The following is a 20252-nucleotide window of genomic DNA, read 5'->3' as shown; positions in this document are numbered from 1 at the left end:
TAATTGTTAATTTTTACTATTTATTGATTATTTAAGCATTTTACTGATATTTTAATGTAACAAAACTGATACTTATAGAGTCTAATTGAGTAGCATAATGGATATAATAGGGTGTCATTAGCAATTAATAACGTTACCAGTATTTTTTTACTTTTTTGAGTCCAATTTCCCTCAACATATTCGATGCAGTACTATATAATTGACAGAAAGAGCGCAAGAACAAAATAGTCTAATAAAGTGTTAATACTATTTAAGTGATAAAGTTTTGTGCTATTTTTGTGTAACCACCGTAAATAAACCGTTATGAAGGTATTGGAGCATGACTTTCCCTTGGATATTAAGATAAGCTTTTCTTTATTTTTTGATAAGTATAGAGCATTTTTAGATAGTGATAATCAGCTGCTCCGTGATCGAGCAGAAAGTATTCTAAAGATTGCATCACAATATCCCGAGCTTGAAGAGGGTATAACTAGAGAAGAAAGGGTACAGGAACTTTTACCCCAAATAGAGTTGGTTTTAGAAGATTCTTTTGCCCAAATTTTGCAGGAGAATGAAATAAAAATCGCTACGATTCCCTTTAATAATACGGTAGTTAAATCTACACAGCGATATAAAAACATAATCAAAGCTGCAGGGCCTGATTTTGAGCCCCAGATCAAAAATCTGGATGAAGATCACTATTTCATCATGGGATGCAGCATTATTTTGAGCCAATATTATGGATATAAGATTGATTTCAGAAGACCGTTTTTTTATGATATTCCTGATGCAGCTGGAATTATAAGACATTATAGGATTTTGTATAATGGAGATTTTATCGAGGTAATCAAGACCGATGGTGCAAGAGAAATTACTGAAGAGGATGTGGCTGAGTTACTAGACAATTTTGATAATGTAGAAATATGGAAAGAAAAGTTTCCGCCAAATACTTGGGTTTTTAAAGGAATCGTGATTGCAAATCTGTTTGATGTTACGACAGATGTATCTTTATCAGAATTTAAAACAAGCCTTTTGAAATATGATAAGACTAAAGGAGATTTTATCGGAAGTTTTCAGAACATATTTAGAGGGATTTTTAATCTTCCGGAGATTAAGGTAGGGTTTGCTAATTACAATGAAGAAGAAAGTGTATTAGAAAGAGTTCCTTTTAAGACCATTGACAGTTATATTTTAAACGATAAGTATTCTGATTGTTGTAAGACCGCATTATGTAAAGGGACCTATCATTCTTTATTTGAAAAATCCGAGGCATTTGCCATCTCTAATGTCAAAAAAATAGCAGAGAACTATCCTGATGAGATGATGTATGTTAATCTTGCCGAACAAAATATTAATAGTGCGATTATTGCACCAATAGAGGATAATGGAAAATTACTTGGAGTGCTAGAAATTGTATCGCCTAATATTCAGGAGTTGAATAGTATCAATGCCCATAAACTGGTCGATATAATGCCTTATTTAATCGACTCTGTTCTGCGATCTAAAGCGAAAGCAGAAGATGAATTAGAATTGGTCATACAGCAAGAATGTACCTCAATTCATCCCAGCGTTTATTGGAAGTTTAGACAGGAAGCAAAACGTTTTATTCTGGCAAAAGTAGAAGAAAATCCAACATCATTTAGAGAAGTAGTTTTTGAAGATGTATATCCGTTGTTCGGGCAAATAGATATTAAAGGGTCATCTGAAGCTCGAAATCGTGCTGTACAGAAAGATTTGATACTACAATTAAAGGGGATTGATAAGATTATCGAGAACGTAATAGAAATTAATCCTTTACCAATTTATGAGCAAATCCAATTTAGAATTAACACTTATATTGAATCCATTAAGGATCAATTACAAGTTGATAGTGAACAAAAGATCTTGGACTTCATAAAAGATGAAATTAAGCCATTATTCAAGTATCTTAAAGGAATCAATACAGAATTGCACAAGTCGATTAATAGGTATAATGATTCACTGGATCCAAATACCAAAATGATTTATAGACATAGAAAAGCCTATGATGAATCTGTTATGTTGATTAACAAAAAAATGGCTTCTTTATTAGATAAAAAACAAGAAGAGGCCCAAAAGATGTATCCTCACTATTTCGAAAGGTTCAAAACCGACGGTGTAGAACATAATTTGTACATCGGTGAATCCATTACGAAACAGAATAATTTCAATAAAATATATCTTTATAATTTAAGATTATGGCAGTTACAGGTGATGTGCGAAATGGAAAACGAATATTATCAGTTTAAGCAAGATCTTCCGGTAGCATTAGACGTAGCTTCTATGGTTTTAGTATTTAATGCCTCATTATCTGTAAGATTTAGAATGGATGAAAAACGTTTTGATGTAGATGGAACATACAACGCAAGATATGAAGTGGTGAAAAAAAGAGTAGATAAAGCGTATATAAAAGGGACAGATCAGCGAATTACTGAAAAAGGAAAATTGGTTATTATATATTCTCAACGATCAGATGAAAAGGAATACATAAAATATATTAACTTCTTACAGTCCAAAAACTATCTAGAAGATGAAATTGAAATAGTGGAATTGGAGGATTTACAAGGAGTCACAGGACTCAAAGCACTAAGGGTAAATATTCTTTATAGTAAAAACAGGGAGGATAAAGAATATTACACATATTCGGACTTAATGAAGGAAATCAATAAATAATATTTTTATTGTAAAGTATTAAAAGCTACCACAAAAGAAATCGAAGAGGTAATAAAACCAATCATAAATACAGTATAAGTGATACGCAGTATTTTATATTTTCTATGAAGAACTTTTCCTAGAAAATATAAGTCTTTTATCATCGTATCGTAAATGTATTCTTTGTCATCCATAAGCTCGTGCATAGCCCATTTGTATTCGTCTAACGGCATTTTATGAAAATTACCAAAGAATAATAAGTTTACTTTCTTCTCCTCAATTTCTTTACGTGTAAATTCACCGCTTGTTACATTAGGTCTAGTTGCTAAAACCGACAAGAGCATGGATATGATACTAAAAACAATGAATATAAGTGTAGGATAAATTAAATATTGATTAGATGGATTATCAAGTTTAGGGATTAAATTAGACAGAGCTAAAGAAATGATGATGGCGTTAACAGATAAAAGTATATTCGCTTTGGTGTCTGCAATATCGCTTAATTTGAGATGATTACGCAGTGTAACTCTAAACAGTGTCTGAATCCCTTTTTCTGGACTTTCTTCCTTGACTAATTTTTTAAGCTTTTCTTTCTTCTTTTTTTTCTTTAATTTTTCTTGCTCTTTTTTTATTTCAAAAAGGTGTTCTTCTTTTTTTGGTTGCCAGTTTTTAATAGCATAATCGGTGTAATATTCGTGTTTATTTTGTAGGAAATCAATATTGATTTTTAACCAATCACTACTGCTGTAATTTTTGTTGCAATTTAGTTCAAATTCTTGTCTCAAAAATTCACTAGTTTCCTTAAAATATCCTTTGGCCAAATGTGAAGCATCGGCGTCTCTAATAATTTTTTCTAATTGGTTTGTTGGCTGATGCTCCATAGAAGTAGCCATTATTAATTCAGAAACCTTATTTATTAACTCTTCCGGGGCTTCCTGTTCTTTTAAAAAGGCTTCAGATATTCTTGCACTATGTTCCTCATGATTTTCTATGCTTTCTGAATAACCTGTATCGTGAAGCAAGGCAGTTAATAATAAGGCATGTTTATCTTCTTCAGAAATATTAGTGTTGTCAATAATTTCTTTTGTACTTTTAAATACTCTTTTGGTATGAGTGTAATTATGATAAATACAGGATTTCGGAAGTTTTTTTTCAAAAAGATCAGAAACGAAATTATCAGTTTTTTCAACTAGGTTTTCCATATTATAATTTTTCAGTAACCAAAATAATTAAAAAAAGTGAATGTATCCTTTTATGAATAGAAATATACAGACCTTCCTGGTAATATCTATATTGTTATTAAGCTCCTGTGCAACATACACCCCTCAATATTTAGACGAGAATTTTTCAGATTCATTACCGAATAAAGAGATAGAAAAAAGTTTCTATTTGATTGGTGATGCCGGAAATGCGAACATGAACGAAAGTACTCCTGGATTAGAAGCATTGAAACAAGTTCTACAAAAAGAAAAAACCACCAATGATTATCTAATTTATCTGGGAGATAATATTTATCAAAAAGGGATGCCGAATAAAGAATCTTCAAAAAGAGCATTGTCAGAACATAGAATTAATGCTCAGATCAATGCAACAGATTCATTTGATGGTGAGGTGATTTTTATTCCTGGAAATCATGATTGGTATAATGGTGGAGTAAAAGGTCTTAAGAGACAAGAAAAATATGTAAAGAAAAAACTAAAAAGTAAAAATTCTTTTTTACCATCAAAAGGATGTCCTATTGAGAGCATTGAAGTAAGTGATAAAATTCATTTATTAATACTAGACACACAATGGTATCTGGCAGACTGGAATAAAAATCCTACTATTAATGATGACTGCCAAATTAAAACAAGAGATAAATTTTTAAGTGAAGTAGAAGGAGAACTTAAAAAACACAATGGTAAGACGGTTCTGGTTGTAATGCATCACCCGATGTTTACAAATGGGCCACATGGCGGGAAATACAGCTTTAGAAAACATATTTTTCCAACTAGACATAATATACCGTTACCTGTATTAGGCTCTTTGGTTACGCAAATTCGCTCTCAGGGAGGAGTATCTTCTCAGGATCGATATAATGAGAGTTACAATAAATTGATGCGAAGACTTTCGACCATTGCCAGAGATAGTGAGAGAGTCATATTTGCTTCTGGACATGAACATTCATTGCAGTATATTGACAATAAGGGTTTAAAACAAATCGTTTCTGGATCGGGTTCCAAAATTTCTGCGGCTTCTTTGGGGAAAGATGGTCTGTTTTCCTATCCTAATCAGGGTTTTGCAATATTAGATGTGTATAAAGACGGATCATCTAATGTGCGTTTTTATGGAAATGAATCCGGAAAAGCAAAGCTGGTATATCAAACCGATGTCCATAAAAAACCTGAAGCTTATGAGAGTAATAACTTAATAAACACTTTCGATAATGAAGTTTCTGTAGCTATATATGATAAGGAAGAAACTGAAAAAACCAACTTTTATAAATCTTTATGGGGAGATCATTATAGAAAAACATACAGTACAGATATTAAAATTCCTTTAGCAACATTAGATACGTTATTAGGAGGGTTTACTATAGATAGAAGAGGAGGTGGACAGGTAACAAGATCGTTGCGATTAGTGGATAGTACCGGTAAACGCTATAGTCTACGAGCTATGAGAAAAAGTGTTACACAGTTTCTGCAAAAAGGAGCATTTAAGGACACCTATCTGGAAAATGGTTTTGACGATACTTTTACAGAAGAACTTCTTTCTGATTTTTATACATCCAGTTATCCATATGCATTTTTGGTTGTTGGAGGCCTGGCAGATGCAATTGATGTGTATCATGCCAACTCTAAAGTATATTATATACCCAAACATCCAGCTTTAGGAAAATATAATAAAGACTTTGGTGATGAAATGTATTTTTTAGAAGAACGCCCGGGAAAGGAACATAAAGATGTTGCCTCTTTTGGAAAACCAGATGATATCGAAGGAACAGATGATATGCTTAAAAATCTAAGAAAAGATGAAAAGTATCAAATGGATGAGGCTCATTATATAAGAACCCGATTGTTTGATATGATTTTAGGAGATTGGGACAGACACTCTGATCAATGGAGATGGTCTCGTTTTGATACAGATCAAGGAAAAATGTACAGGCCGATACCTAAGGATCGAGATCAGGTGTTTTCTAATTATGATGGAGGACTTATTGATGTGATAAAATTTATCGTTCCGATTACAAGAAAGTTTCAAGTATACGATGAAGAGCTTAAGAATATTCGATGGATTAATGAGGCAGGAATACGTTTGGACAGAACCTTTGCACAAAGTTCGGATAAGAAAATTTGGTTGAAGCAGGCCAGGCATATAAAAGAAAATCTTAGTGACGAAGCAATAGATAAAGCATTCAGGAATTTACCTCAGGAATTACAGGATGCCACGGCCGAAAGAATTAAAAAGTTTCTCCGAAAAAGAAGAGATGATGTAGAAGATATTGCAGCTAGATATTATAAGTACCTTTCCAAACAAGTCATTATTAAAGGAACAGATAAAGATGATTTTTTTGAAATTATAAGAAGTGATAATCAAACGAATGTAAAAATATCCAGAATAAAAGATGGTACTCCCCAAAAACCATTTTATGAAAGAACTATTTTTTCTAAAGAAACTAAGGAAATATGGATTTATGGATTAGATGATGATGATCAGTTTATTGTTACTGGAAAAGGAAAAAATCCGATTTGTACCAGGATAGTTGGAGGGCAAAATAACGATGTGTATACGATAGAAAACGGAAGACAGGTTAGAGTATATGATCATAAGTCAAAACCGAATACTGTAAAAAAGAAGAGTGGTGCCAAGTTTATCTTTAGTAATAACTATAATCACAACACCTATGATTATAATAAATATATAGATAAAACAAATACATTAACACCATTAATAGGCTTTAATCCCGATGACGGAGTTAATATTAACCTTACAGACGTATATACAGTGAGGGGTTTCAATAATAATCCATACCAAAGTAAACACACTATTAAAGGGGCCTACTACTTTGCGACAGAGGGCTATGATATATCGTATAAAGGAGAGTTCCTAAATGCCGTTGGAGATTGGCGTTTGCTAATCGGTGGTAAATACACAAGCGAGAATTTTGCACAAAACTTTTTCGGATTCGGAAATAATACAGTCAATCTTGATGATGCGTTGGGATTGGATTATAATAGGGTTAAAACCGGAATTTGGGGTTTAAATGTTGGTGTGGCTAAAAATGGAAGGTTTGGTAATAGTTTTACCATTATAGGTTCTTATGAAGGGGTTGAGGTTCAGGATTCTCAGGGAAGATTTATTACTTCGGGACTTCCAGGGCTTGAATTTATTACAGCAGATCCAGAGTTTTTTGAAAGAAAATTCTTTGCAGGAATAGATTTGGATTATGAATATAAAAGTTTCGATGTGGGTGCTAATCCTACCAGAGGAATGTTATTTAAATTACAAGGAGGTTCTAAAATGAACTTGGATGATACAGATAGAACCTTTGGATATATAAACCCTAAACTTGGATTTTATAATGCAATTACTAAAAACAGAAAATTAGTATTAAAAACGGATGTGCAGGGAGCGTTTATAATTGGTGATGGTTTTGAATTTTATCAGGGTGCAACTTTGGGAGGAATCAATAGTCTAAGAGGATATAGAGAAGAACGTTTTACAGGCGATAAAGCGTTGGCTTTTAGTGCAGACCTAAGGTATAGCTTTAATAAATTTAAAACAGGTTTGTTACCTTTACAGTTAGGAATATATGGAGGTTATGATATTGGTAGAGTATGGTTTGATAGCAACGATATTGATATTTGGCACGATTCTATTGGAGGTGGATTTTGGATCAATGCTGTGGATGCAATAGCAGGACAATTCAATTTGTTTAACAGTGATGATGGTTTAAGATTTACTTTTGGGTTAGGGTTAAGTTTTTGATAAAAGTTATATAATATTTAAATGGTGATACGTTAGTTTTATAGACTATTACTGCTGTTGTTTTTAGATGCCGAAGAATTTTTTAAGTTTATGAAGGAAAACGAAAAGTGAATTAAAATTATAAAAAAGATATTGCTTTTTAGAGATATAAAATGTCTTTGTTTTCACTGTTAAGAAGTTTTTTATAGAGAATGTATATTTCCCTCTATTTCCGTTTTTATAGTAAGTAATACAGTCAATGTATAAACAGTGGATTTTATCAATAATATGATCCATATCAATTTCGGATCTTACGGTTTTTGACACTTCTAAAATATCATCTATATCATATTTTTTTATCTCTTTAATAAGATTTTCTTTAGTTATTTGACGATCCATCAACTTCATGCCAAAATTAAATTTTCGATAATGACTCAATTTATCGCTAGTAACAAAACCAGCTAACCCTTGAAAGTCACAAACAATTACTCCAGCACCCGTAGCCATTGACTCCATGGCTGCTTTTGCTTTTGCAAAAATTATGTCATAATGCATAAGATATAGTTCAGGATCACGTTTTTGATTGCCTGATCCCTGACCTATCACTTCCAGATCTAATCCACATTTTTCACAAGCTTCTTGAATATTGGTTAGGTAATTTTTGTTGTTGGCATAATTAGAAAAAACCAATGCTTTCAGAGGATGTCTATGATACTTTTCTTTTAAAGCAAACCTTTTTAGATTTACCCAGTTATAGATTACTTCGGTATCTGAAGGTAGGAAGCCGCAGTCTGCAGAATATCTTTCTTTACAATTATAATCTACGGCAACATACTTTACAATGTTTTTATGTAAGGGAGGGTAATCAAGAGGTGTTAATCGATCGTGAATCCAAAATATAACAGGTGTATCTCTAAAAAAAAACAATACATCAAAGGTAGTTGTATTGTGATGTGCGTGAATAATATCCGGAGCAAAGGTGATATCTTTTAAAGAATCAGTAATAATGATTCCTTTTTTACGTATTTCCAATCCAATCTCTCCTACATGTCTAGAATAGATTTGAACATTTTCTCCTTTATTAATTAATGAAATTGCTAATTCTTTAACATAGACAGTTGTGCCAGTGTAACTATCCATTTCATTATTAGTGATCAATATATTCATTAAAAAGAATTAAGTCAATCCTGCTGAAATAATGTTTTAGCCAAAGGCTCTATATGTTCACTAAATGAAATTAACTGGGAGTATGTTCCTTCTTTAATACGTTTTCTTCCAAATTCTTCATAGTAAGGGAATTCTGTATTCCAGCTTTTAACCTTGAAGGGGTCGCTCACCTTTCTAAAGTATTCTACACTAAAAAAATCTGTTCCATAATGCTGTACAAATTTATCAACTTCTAGTTTTATCTCAGGGTAATTCAGGGAAGCAGTCATCTTGTTTTGAAGCTCTGTATCATCCAATTCAATAGTAATATCCTCAGGTTTTTTAGAAGAAGATCGGTTTTTACGAACATCTTCTTGGAAAAAGTCATAATTCCTTATTTTTACTTTATCTTCTAAGCCAATTACGGTCGCATTTATTAAATATCTGCATAAATCGTGGGAAGGATTAAATCCCTCTAACGCATCACCTACAATCATTTCTATATTATGGGAAATAATAAATTCTTTAATAGCCGATTTAACACTAAGAAAAGGGTCAGTAGAATTAGATAATATTAAATCATATATTTGTCGATCTGTAAAAGGTTCAAAGGGATAATATGCTTTAAGTCCTAAGGATTCAATTAAATCAATAGATTGTTGTATTCTAGGTTCGTCATTACTACCAGAGCCTTTAGTTAAGAATATGACATCCGGTTTATAGATATTTAAGAACTTATAAGCGAGCAACTCGTGGCCGGGATGACCAATAAAAAGTAATGTTTTCATGTTAAATTATGTAATTCAAAATTACTTTAAAAGAATTAAAAAATCTAGCAGGGATAATAAAATTTTAAAAAATGCGGTTATCTACTCTATTGGTAATTACTCTAGCAAGTTTATTGCAATTGTAATTTTTCCGATAGTTGTAACTTATCTTGGACTAGAGGATACAGGTAAATTGGATTTAATTGTATCTACGATTACTATACTTGCAACAGTTCTTTCATTACAAATAGGAGAGGCGATTTATAGGTGGTTTAATACCAATGACCTGAAAGAACAACAAATTAGTTTTTCAAATGGTATAATCGTATTAGCAGGAATGGTACTGTTTACTACGGTCATTTATGTGCTAGGGTATTTTTTTTATCACTTCCCCAAAGATTTATGGACACTTTCTTACTTAATATTGATTACTAATATCGTTCTCAATATTTTTTTTCAGCTTTTACGGGGGCTTGGTCAAGTTACTAGATTTACTGTTGTTGGTATTATAAAAAGTGTTATGTATACTGCGTTATCTTTACTTGTTGTAATTTTTACAAAAGATAAATTGTATAATGTTTTATGTGTTCTATTGTTGTCCAATATTGTAGGTATTATATTAACAATTTGGGGGTTTGATTTTTTTAAGTTTTATAGGCGTGCAGAAATTGGAGTTTTAAATCTGGTAAAACTCATCAAATATTCAATACCTCTTATATTAAATGCACTTAGTTGGATTTCCTTTTTCGCGATGAATAAATATATTATTGCACTAAATCTGGAGTTAAATGACAATGGAATTTTTGCTGTTGCAGAAAAATTGGCAATCGGTGTATTTTTTATAGGAATGTTTTATTATTACTCATTACAAGATCATTGTTTATCAAGTACAGATTTTAAAAAAGAAGGAGCTTTTTTTAAAAAAATAGTGCTAAGAACCATTTTGTTAATTATTGTTGCCATCTCAGCTCTTCTGATTGTTTTGTGGATCATAATGCCAATTTTATTTCCCAATTTAGTTATATCTATGAAATATCTTCCTTTTCTAGCATTTGCAAATTTATTTATTGTTTTAAGTAGTTATTTTGGAATAACGTATAATTACAAAAAGAAAACCATGGCTATGGCTATAACTTCATTTGCAGGTCTAATTCTAAGTTTAGTTTTGTCAACGATATTAGTTTCTCCATTTGGTCTTTATGGAGTATGTATAGCTATTCTGATTGGATCTGTTTTAGTGTTTTTAATTAGATTAAAATATACGATTACCTTTTTCAAAACTTAATAATTCAAAGGGTTTTACAGTTATCAGCAAGAACTGTGTAGAAGTTTCAATATCGATTTTCTGGTATATAGATGGTTTAAGATTTACTTTTGGATTAGGATTAAGTTTCTAATAAAAAAAAAGCTCCCAATATAAGATGCGAAATATCAGGAGCTTCTTGGTTAAGGAACAATTAATTTGTTCACAAAACAAAATATATCTAAAAAAAGTCTAAAGTAGTTCGAGGTATCGCAATACTTTCGGTTTTAGACATTTCTGAGGTAGGTTTTGTCTTAGTATTAGTCTTTTTTACTTTACTTATTGATGGTGTGGATAAACTAGTATTACTAATTGTTTTTTTAGTAAGCTTTGAGATTTTTGTTTCAGACACCTTCAAGGTGTTTTGTGCAATTTTTAATTTACTATTCGTAACATTTTGTTGAGAAAAAAGTAAATTAGATGATAAAAGGAATATCAACATAAAACAAGCTGGGGCGGCTTTCATATATTCATTTGGTATTTGGGGTTGTTGTAAAAGAAATTGTGTTTAATATCACAAATCCAAGGCTAAATTAATAATAAATAAATGCGTAAAAACCTCTTATTCAGTTGAAAACACGATTGTTTTAATATGCGATTGTTGAAAAGTAGGTTTTTTACTACTTTGATGCGCTTAGAGTAAATTGATATCAGTGTTTTTGTCGACAAAAGGTTAAACCTTTAGTTTAAGTGCGTAAGTGTTAATAACTTTTAAAAATATTTTTCAGATCATTCAGGGCTATAAAATTCGTGGTTCACATATTATCATTAATTACTATTATTTTGAAAACATCAACATTATTTACAGACCGATTGCGACTTACTATTGTAGAATCATCCGACCTTCTAAAAATTCACGAATTACTTTCGATTCCTGAAGTGGATCAATACAATGCATTGGGGATTCCGACCAACAAAGAAGTCACCGAGGTTTATCTCGAAGAATGGATAGAGAATTTTAGAATGAGGAATGAATTCGTATTTACTATGAGTTCACTATCTGATGATGCATTTATTGGTCTTACATCCTTAAGGATTGGAAACCCTAAATATAGTATAGGTTCACTTTGGTATAAATTGCATCCGGAGTTTTGGTCTCAAGGATATGCAACAGAAGCTGTTAAAAAAGTTTTGCATTTTGGTTTTAACGATATGGGACTTCATAGGATCGAAGCAGGATGCGCAGTAGATAATATAGGATCTATCAGAGTGCTAGAAAAAGTTGGAATGATTAGAGAAGGTCATAAACGTAAAGTACTACCGCTTAAAACTGGTTGGTCTGATAATTATGAATTCGCGATGCTGGAAGAAGACTGGAAGGCTTTAACATAGGTTTTAGTCCAGAGAGTACTCGTATAAATTACCTGCAGCTTTACCGCTGCCTTCATCAGTGATTAAAAGTGTGTTGTCATTTTTAAAACAGATCCCTTCTTTCTGAGAATAGTGATTAAGTTTAATTTTATTAATAGTTCCTTCAAAAAAAGAATCACCCTTATAATCTGATAAAACGAAAAGCTTGTTATAAGTCAGTAACACAATCTTAGTACCATCGCTATTGATTGCTGCGCCACTTACGAAACAGTCCTTACTGTCATTACAGGTTTCAAAACTAGAAATTAGTTTTGCTATATGTTTTCCCGGTCGGGCAGGTATTTTGTATAATTTGGTTACACCTTTAAATTTAGCACTTCGATTTTTGCTAAAAAGATACAGATTGTCATTCCAATATATCATGGCTTCTATATCAAAGTTTCGTTCTTTTTTCTTCGGAGGAAATTTTTTTTGATCTTCAAGTTCAAAACTTATTTCTGATGCCATAGGATTAGAAGATATGCTAGAAATTTTATAAATCATCAAATCTTTTCTGTCATTGTTGTTATTCCCAAAATCTCCAACATACAGATTGTTTTCGTGATCATAAGCCAGATCTTCCCAGTCTTTGTTTGTAGTATTTGGAATACGAATTTCCTTTTTAATCTTTCCTTTCAGATCCAGTTGAAAGATGGTATTGTCATTTCCAGAATCGTTGACCGCATATATGATTTTTTCATTGGGAAATATGGTCATGCCAGATATTTCACGATTTAATTTTGAAAGATCATTTATAAAAACGAGATCTGTATTCTTCATATTTTGACAACTCCCAAAGAAGACGCTAAAAAATAGGATATAATAAAAGTTTGTTTTTGGAAGTATCATACGTAGGGTAATGAGTTGAAAATTTTATATATCATTATAAGTCCTTAATTTTTTCACATATAGTGTTCGTAACAAAATCAAAATATATAGATCCGTGTGGAACGTATGCTCTTGATAATGCAATATCATTTACTTGTTGCTGTAGTTCTTTGATAGGAATAAGTTTGATCTCAGACACTTCTTCTTCTTGTAGTTTTAGTGTGTCTAAAGATGTATGTATTTCAGAAATGAATATATGGTGAAATTCATTGTCAAAAAGGTCTGGTTTTGGTTGTTTTTCTGCCAAAAGGATTCCTTTAAATTCTAGATCTTCTTCAGTTACAACTAAACCTATTTCTTCTTCAACTTCTCTCAAAGCCGAATTTATAGCAGTTTCTCCTACTCCGATATGGCCGGCAACTGAAACATCCCATAAATCCGGATAAGTGTCTTTATCTTTTGCTCGTTTTTGTAATAAAATGTGACCTTCTTTTGTGTAAAACCAAATATGAACACTGGCGTGATACAAGCCTGTTCTGTGAGCTTCAGACTTTAGTCTAACCTCTCCTGTAGGTTTCCCGTCACTATTTAAAATGTCTATAAGTTCATCTGGCATGCGTTAATAGCTCATGGATATTAGTTAAAAATACCACTAAATTTTAGAATTTTATAATACTTTAGAATTTATCATTAAGTAATAATTTATTCTATTCTTAAAGTAATATATTTATGCAAGTATATGTAGATAATAATCCTTCTATTTAATTTTATTCTAGGTTAGAATGGCATCAGAACAGAGGCAAAAAGCCAAAGCTTATTGGAAAGAGAATGTAAAATACCTTTCAATTTTACTTATCATATGGTTTACAGTATCGTACGGAGCCGGTATTTTGTTTAAGGATGTTTTAAATGAAATTAGACTTGGAGGTTTTAAACTAGGGTTTTGGTTTGCGCAGCAAGGATCAATTTATGTATTTGTGATTTTAATTTTTGTGTACGTCCGGTTAATGAATAAACTGGATAAAAAATATGGGTACGATAAAGATGAGAATGTTTTCAAAAACAAATAGAAAATGAGCGTACAGATTTGGACCTATATTTTAGTGGGAATTACGTTTGCATTGTACATTGGTATCGCAATATGGTCGAGAGCCGATTCAACAAAAGAATTTTACGTAGCCGGTGGAGGAGTATCACCTTTGGCAAACGGAATGGCGACTGCAGCAGATTGGATGAGTGCAGCATCCTTTATTTCTATGGCTGGTATTATTGCTTTTGATGGTTATGATGGTGCAGTATATTTAATGGGATGGACAGGAGGTTATGTGTTGCTTGCTCTTTTACTTGCACCGTATCTACGTAAATTTGGAAAATTTACAGTACCCGATTTTATTGGAGATAGGTATTACTCCAAAACAGCAAGGTCAGTGGCAGTTTTCTGTGCGCTTTTAGTGTCATTTACCTACGTTGCAGGTCAGATGCGTGGAGTAGGGATTGTGTTTTCAAGATTTCTCGAAGTAGATATTAATACTGGAGTTCTAATAGGAATGATTATCGTTCTTTTTTATGCTGTACTCGGCGGGATGAAGGGAATTACCTATACCCAGGTGGCTCAATATTGTGTGTTAATTTTTGCATTCATGGTGCCGGCAATATTTATTTCAATCCAGATGACGGGCAACCCAATTCCGCAACTTGGATTTGGTGATACTATGGCCGACGGCTCTGGAACGTATCTTTTAGATAAACTAGATGGGTTAAGCACAGAATTAGGGTTTTCTGCATATACAGATGGTTCTAAGTCGATGTTGGACGTATTCACAATTACACTTGCGTTAATGGTTGGTACAGCTGGGTTGCCTCACGTAATAGTACGTTTCTTTACAGTAAAAAGAGTAAAAGATGCGCGTAAATCTGCGGGATATGCTTTACTTCTTATAGCAATATTATATACTACGGCTCCTGCAGTGGCTGTATTTGCCAAAACAAACTTGATTACTTCTGTTCAAAATAAACAATACGAAGATTTACCAAAGTGGTTCAAAAACTGGGAAGATACAGAACTGCTAGGTTGGGTAGATAAAAATGGAGATGGCAAAGTGCAATATACTAAAGGTCATGCTGTGATTGGAAACAAAAATAAACCTATGTTCGATAAAGATCAGCGAGGAAACTTTGGAGAACGTATTATTACTAATGTAAATACAGCTACAAAAAATGAACTCTTTGTAGACCGAGATATTATGGTATTAGCAAATCCTGAGATAGCAAATTTACCTAATTGGGTGATAGCATTAGTAGCCGCAGGAGGTTTGGCAGCTGCTTTATCTACAGCAGCAGGATTGTTATTGGTAATCTCATCATCAGTATCGCATGATTTGATAAAAAAAATGATTAAGCCTACCATTTCCGAAAAAGGAGAATTGGTAGCGGCGCGTATTTCTGCTGTTGCAGCGGTTTGTGTAGCAGGATATTTTGGGATTAACCCACCGGGATTTGTAGCGGCAGTAGTTGCACTCGCATTTGGACTGGCAGCAGCATCTTTCTTTCCCGCTATTGTTTTAGGGATTTTCTATAAACGTATGAATAAAGAGGGTGCTATCGCGGGAATGATAGTAGGTATACTATCTATGCTGTTATATATGATAAAGTATAAATTAGGCTGGTTTGATGAGGTATTGCCACCTTCTTCTGAATGGTGGTTTGGGATTTCTCCCGAAGGATTCGGAGCAGTGGCCATGTTTGTCAATTTTGTTGTGTCACTTATAGTTTGTCAAGTAACCGAAAAACCGCCGACAGAAGTACAGGAGATTGTAGAAAATATTAGAATCCCTAATAATGCAGGACAATCTACAAGTCATTAGAATGTGTATAAAACAAGCAATAAGTAAATTATCTTAAATTCTAAAAATATAAATCACTTATATAATAATGAGTAACTATCACATAAAACATCTTGAGGAGTATTTTCAGGTATACAGAAAATCTGTTCGTAATCCAGAACTTTTTTGGAGCGAAATTGCAGAAGAACATTTTTTATGGAGAAAGAAATGGAATAAAGTATTGAATTGGGATTTTACAAAACCGGAAGTAAAATGGTTTGAAGGTGCTAAACTGAATATTACAGAAAACTGTATTGATAGGCATTTATACGTCCGTGGTGAAAAGACAGCTATTTTATTTGAGCCTAACGATCCAGAAGAACCTGCAGAGCATATTACTTATAATCAGTTACACGAAAGAGTATGTAAATTTGCAAATGTTCTTAAGAGTAGAGGAATAAAGAAAGGAGATCGCGTTTGTATTTATCTTCCTATGATTCCAGAACTAGCCATTTCTGTATTAGCTTGCGCTAGAATTGGGGCAATACACTCGGTGATTTTTGCAGGATTCTCCGCTACTGCTTTAGCGACAAGAATTAATGATTGCGAAGCTAAAATGGTGATTACTTCTGATGGATCGTATCGCGGATCTAAAACGATAGATCTAAAAGGTATTGTGGATGATGCATTAGAGCATTGCCCGGGAATTGAATCGGTTTTAGTCGCAAAACGAATTAATTCTGATATACAGATGAAGGCAGAACGGGATGAATGGTTACAGCCTTTATTAGATAGTGCAGATACAGAATGTAAACCAGAAATTATGAATGCAGAAGACCCTTTATTTATACTATATACTTCGGGTTCTACGGGGAAACCAAAAGGTATGATGCATACCACAGCCGGATATATGGTATATACTGCGTATACTTTTAAGAATGTATTTCAGTATAGAGAAGATGATATTTATTGGTGTACAGCAGATATTGGTTGGATTACAGGACATTCTTATATTGTATACGGTCCATTGGCTAATGGAGCAACTACGGTAATGTTTGAAGGAGTTCCATCATACCCCGACTTTGGACGCTTCTGGGACATTGTACAAAAACATAAGATTACTCAATTTTATACCGCACCAACAGCCATCAGAGCATTAGCAAAGGAAAACTTGGATTATGTAACAGAACACGATTTATCAAGCCTTAAGGTATTAGGTACTGTTGGAGAACCAATAAATGAAGAAGCCTGGCATTGGTATAATGATCATGTGGGAGAAAAGAAATGTCCTATTGTAGATACCTGGTGGCAAACAGAAACAGGTGGAGTTTTAATTTCTCCAATTCCTTTTGCGACACCAACAAAACCAACCTATGCCACCCTTCCAATGCCCGGAGTGCAACCAGCTTTAATGGATGAAAATGGTAATGAAATAGATGGAAATCAGGTAGAAGGACGATTATGTGTTAAATTTCCTTGGCCGTCTATGGCTAGGACTATTTGGGGTGATCATCAACGATATAGAGATACCTATTTCTCAGCATTTAAAAATAAATACTTTACTGGAGATGGAGCGTTAAGAGATGAAGTTGGTTATTATAGAATAACCGGTAGGGTAGATGATGTAATTATAGTTTCAGGACATAATCTGGGAACAGCTCCTATAGAAGATGCAATTAATGAACATCCTGCTGTGGCGGAATCAGCGATTGTTGGTTTTCCTCACGATATTAAAGGAAACGCACTATACGGATTTGTTATTTTAAAAGAAGTTGGAGAATCTAGAGATCGTAATAATTTAAGTCGTGAAGTGAATCAACAGATCACAGAACGTATTGGTCCGATTGCAAAACTGGATAAAATTCAGTTTGTATCTGGACTTCCTAAGACCAGAAGTGGCAAAATTATGAGACGGATTTTAAGAAAAATTGCTTCTAAGGATACTTCTAATCTCGGAGATACAAGCACTTTATTAAATCCTGAAGTAGTTCAGGAAATAATGGACAATGCTTTGTGAAAATATAGCTAAACAGAAGGGTTATCTAAAACGTCATTTTTAGACAACCCTTCTAAATCATAAAAAAATAGATTTTACTTAATTTATTTCTTAGCTTTTGATTTACTCTTTGGTTTTGGTTTTGTTCTAGGTGCCGGTTTTGGTTTTTCAAAATAACTAAAAGTTTCACCGGATTTGATAGCAAGTAAGCTTTCGTAAATTAAATTGATAACGTTTTCTACATCATCTCGGTGCACCATTTCTACAGTTGTATGCATATAACGAAGTGGTAACGAAATTAAAGCAGAAGCCACACCACCATTACTATAAGCAAAAGCATCAGTGTCAGTTCCGGTCATCCTACTCGATGCCATCCTTTGGAATGGAATCTTTTTCTTTTCTGCCGTATCGATCAATACTTCTCTAAGTCTGTTTTGTACCGCAGGAGCATAAGAGATCACTGGTCCATCGCCAATTTTTGTTTCACCTTGAGTTTTCTTTTCAATCATAGGTGTTGTAGTGTCATGACAAACATCCGTAACTATGGCTACATCTGGTTTAATGGTGTGGGTAATCATTTCGGCACCTCTAAGACCTATTTCTTCCTGAACGGAATTTGTAATGTATAATCCAAAATCAAGTTTCTTCTTATTTTCCTTTAATAAACGAGCTACTTCGGCAATCATAAAACCACCCATTCTATTATCTAAAGCACGGCAAACGAACTTATCGTTGTTAAGAATGAAGAACTCGTCCGGATATGTGATCACACACCCCACATGAACTCCAAGTTTTAAGACTTCTTCTTTGGTGTTGCATCCGACATCAATGCAGATGTTATCGAGTTTTGGAGCCTCTTCTTTAGATTTATTTCTTGTATGAATTGCTGGCCAGCCAAATACACCTTGGACAATTCCTTTTTTAGTATGGATATTTACACGTTTCGAAGTAGCTATCTGATGATCACTACCACCATTTCTGATTACATATATAAGACCATTGTCTGTAATGTAGTTTACATACCAGGAAATTTCATCAGCGTGTCCTTCAATCACTACCTTATATTTAGCTTCAGGATTTATAACGCCTACAGCAGTTCCATAGGTATCAGTTATAAACTCATCCACATATGGCTTTAGGTAATCCATCCATATTTTTTGTCCTTCCCATTCATAACCGGTAGGAGCTGCATTATTTAAATATTTCTCAAGAAAAGTTAGAGACTTCTTATTTAATATACTTTTTTTAGCCATTTATATATTTTTGTTTTGTACGAAGTTAATAATATTCACAAAGATTTTACAGTTTACAAAGTGTTTATTACTAATTTTGGAACGATTTTAGAAGATCATGACCTAATTATGCACAAACATTTACTATACATATTAATAGTATTATCTCCATGTACTTTGTTTTGTCAGAAAGAAGTTGACTCTACAAAAATAGATACATCAGGGTACGTACAATATTATATTATAGAAGGAGATACTATTCCGCACGAAGCGATAGATCTTGATGAAGTAGTGATATTGGGTAAACTTAAATTTAAAGACAGATTAGCTAGAAGGAAGTATCTTATATTACGACGTAAAACAAGAAAAGTATATCCGTACGCAAAATTGGCATCAGACAGGTTAACAGAATTGAATGAAAGATTAAAAAACATCAAAACCAAAAGAGCTCGAAAAAAGTACATTAAAATTTTGCAGAAATACATGGAAGAAGAGTTTACTGCAGAGTTAAAAAAAATGACACGTACAGAAGGTCAGATTTTGGTAAAGTTGGTGCATAGACAAACAGGGCAAACCATGTTTGATTTGGTAAAGGAATATAGAAGCGGGTGGAAGGCGTTTTGGTATAATAGTACAGCAAAACTTTTTAATATTTCTTTAAAAGAAGAATATGATCCCATTAATGTAGAAGAGGATTATTGGATTGAGGATATATTGCAAAGAAGTTTTCAGTCAAATATTTTAGAGGAACAAAAAACTGCTCTCGATTTTAGTTTCTATGATTTAAGAAATAAATGGTCCGATACTATTAGAACTACTGCAACAAAAAATTAAATTCTGGGTATTACCCTTCATAAACTCAGGGTCAGGCTATCCATTATATCTTTTGTCTACGATTATATTTTAAAAAGAGACAAAAGGATGTCACTACTATCCCTAATACAAAAAATGTTTTCAAAATATTACTAGATAAAATTTTAAAGGTAGCAGGTGTATTTTCTTAAAAAAAATTACCCTTTGTTTTGATTAATTTTATTATCTTCGCTTTCCAACTTTTTAAAAACCAGTAGGTTTACAATTTTCTTTAAAAATACTTTTAATTTTTTGTTGTTGGATTGAAAAAGGGTTGTATGTTTGCACCCGCAAAACGGGATATTGTTTTGTTGAGTTCATTGAGAGATTTGTGTTTGTTTTGTGTTTTACCGGGTTTAA

At 32.9% G+C, this 20252-nt stretch carries 13 protein-coding genes and 1 pseudogene; 8 read left to right on the top strand and 6 right to left on the bottom strand.

The genetic code is table 11. From position 1 onward, the window contains the following. Positions 1-303: 303 nt before the first annotated feature. Positions 304-2670 (top strand): GAF domain-containing protein, encoded by a 2367-nt coding sequence (locus tag ACFSR1_RS19245; protein ID WP_378294680.1) that lies wholly within the window; start codon positions 304-306, stop codon positions 2668-2670. A 5-nt stretch (positions 2671-2675) separates the two neighbouring features. Here ACFSR1_RS19245 and ACFSR1_RS19240 read toward each other — a convergent pair whose 3' ends face one another. After that, positions 2676-3851 (bottom strand): Pycsar system effector family protein, encoded by a 1176-nt coding sequence (locus ACFSR1_RS19240; RefSeq protein WP_378294679.1) that lies wholly within the window; start codon positions 3849-3851, stop codon positions 2676-2678. 52 nt (positions 3852-3903) lie between these two features. Between ACFSR1_RS19240 and ACFSR1_RS19235 the strand changes: the two genes are divergently transcribed. Further along, positions 3904-7617 carry a metallophosphoesterase gene (locus tag ACFSR1_RS19235; RefSeq protein WP_378294678.1) on the top strand — a complete coding sequence of 1238 codons (3714 nt, stop codon included), beginning with the start codon at positions 3904-3906 and terminating at the stop codon, positions 7615-7617. Positions 7618-7680: 63 nt separating this feature from the next. On the opposite strand, the gene ACFSR1_RS19230 is transcribed toward ACFSR1_RS19235, so the two are convergent. After that, positions 7681-8763, bottom strand: coding sequence for a hypothetical protein (locus ACFSR1_RS19230; protein ID WP_378294677.1), 1083 nt, complete (start codon positions 8761-8763; stop codon positions 7681-7683). Between the two features lie 14 nt (positions 8764-8777). Next, positions 8778-9530, bottom strand: a complete 753-nt coding sequence (locus ACFSR1_RS19225; RefSeq protein ID WP_378294676.1) for a hypothetical protein — start codon at positions 9528-9530, stop codon at positions 8778-8780. Here ACFSR1_RS19225 and ACFSR1_RS19220 point away from each other — a divergent pair. Beyond that, a complete protein-coding gene (locus tag ACFSR1_RS19220) occupies positions 9529-10794 on the top strand; it encodes a lipopolysaccharide biosynthesis protein (protein ID WP_378294675.1) in 1266 nt (421 codons plus the stop codon). The two genes, ACFSR1_RS19225 and ACFSR1_RS19220, sit on opposite strands and share 2 nt — an antisense overlap. A gap of 801 nt (positions 10795-11595) precedes the next feature. Continuing rightward, positions 11596-12144 (top strand): GNAT family N-acetyltransferase, encoded by a 549-nt coding sequence (locus tag ACFSR1_RS19215; protein ID WP_378294674.1) that lies wholly within the window; start codon positions 11596-11598, stop codon positions 12142-12144. Between the two features lie 3 nt (positions 12145-12147). Here the strand turns inward: ACFSR1_RS19215 and ACFSR1_RS19210 are convergent, their stop codons facing one another. Both ACFSR1_RS19210 and ACFSR1_RS19205 read right to left on the bottom strand, forming a co-directional pair. Next, a complete protein-coding gene (locus ACFSR1_RS19210; RefSeq protein WP_378294673.1) occupies positions 12148-12942 on the bottom strand; it encodes an SdiA-regulated domain-containing protein in 795 nt (264 codons plus the stop codon). A gap of 103 nt (positions 12943-13045) precedes the next feature. Next, positions 13046-13606: an NUDIX hydrolase gene (locus ACFSR1_RS19205; protein WP_378294672.1), complete on the bottom strand. Its 561-nt coding sequence runs from the start codon at positions 13604-13606 to the stop codon at positions 13046-13048. Between the two features lie 166 nt (positions 13607-13772). Between ACFSR1_RS19205 and ACFSR1_RS19200 the strand changes: the two genes are divergently transcribed. The 3 genes from ACFSR1_RS19200 to acs all read left to right on the top strand — a co-directional run bounded on the left by ACFSR1_RS19200 (position 13773) and on the right by acs (position 17829). Next, positions 13773-14060, top strand: coding sequence for a DUF4212 domain-containing protein (locus tag ACFSR1_RS19200; RefSeq protein ID WP_378294671.1), 288 nt, complete (start codon positions 13773-13775; stop codon positions 14058-14060). 3 nt (positions 14061-14063) lie between these two features. After that, positions 14064-15854, top strand: a complete 1791-nt coding sequence (locus ACFSR1_RS19195; RefSeq protein WP_378294670.1) for a sodium:solute symporter family protein — start codon at positions 14064-14066, stop codon at positions 15852-15854. Positions 15855-15921: 67 nt separating this feature from the next. Then, positions 15922-17829 carry an acetate--CoA ligase gene (gene acs, locus ACFSR1_RS19190; protein WP_378294669.1) on the top strand — a complete coding sequence of 636 codons (1908 nt, stop codon included), beginning with the start codon at positions 15922-15924 and terminating at the stop codon, positions 17827-17829. A gap of 146 nt (positions 17830-17975) precedes the next feature. On the opposite strand, the pseudogene ACFSR1_RS19185 reads toward acs, so the two are convergent. Continuing rightward, positions 17976-19061 (bottom strand): annotated as a pseudogene (locus ACFSR1_RS19185) (M42 family metallopeptidase); the annotation flags it as partial. 108 nt (positions 19062-19169) lie between these two features. Here ACFSR1_RS19185 and ACFSR1_RS19180 point away from each other — a divergent pair. Beyond that, a complete protein-coding gene (locus tag ACFSR1_RS19180; RefSeq protein WP_378294747.1) occupies positions 19170-19874 on the top strand; it encodes a DUF4294 domain-containing protein in 705 nt (234 codons plus the stop codon). The last annotated feature ends 378 nt before the right edge of the window (positions 19875-20252 follow it).

The sequence above is a fragment of the Aquimarina rubra genome (genome assembly GCF_042684305.1).
Classification (GTDB): Bacteria; Bacteroidota; Bacteroidia; order Flavobacteriales; family Flavobacteriaceae; genus Aquimarina; species Aquimarina rubra.
The sequence above is the reverse complement of the archived record's forward strand: the minus strand, read 5'-3'. Positions and strand labels throughout refer to the sequence as shown.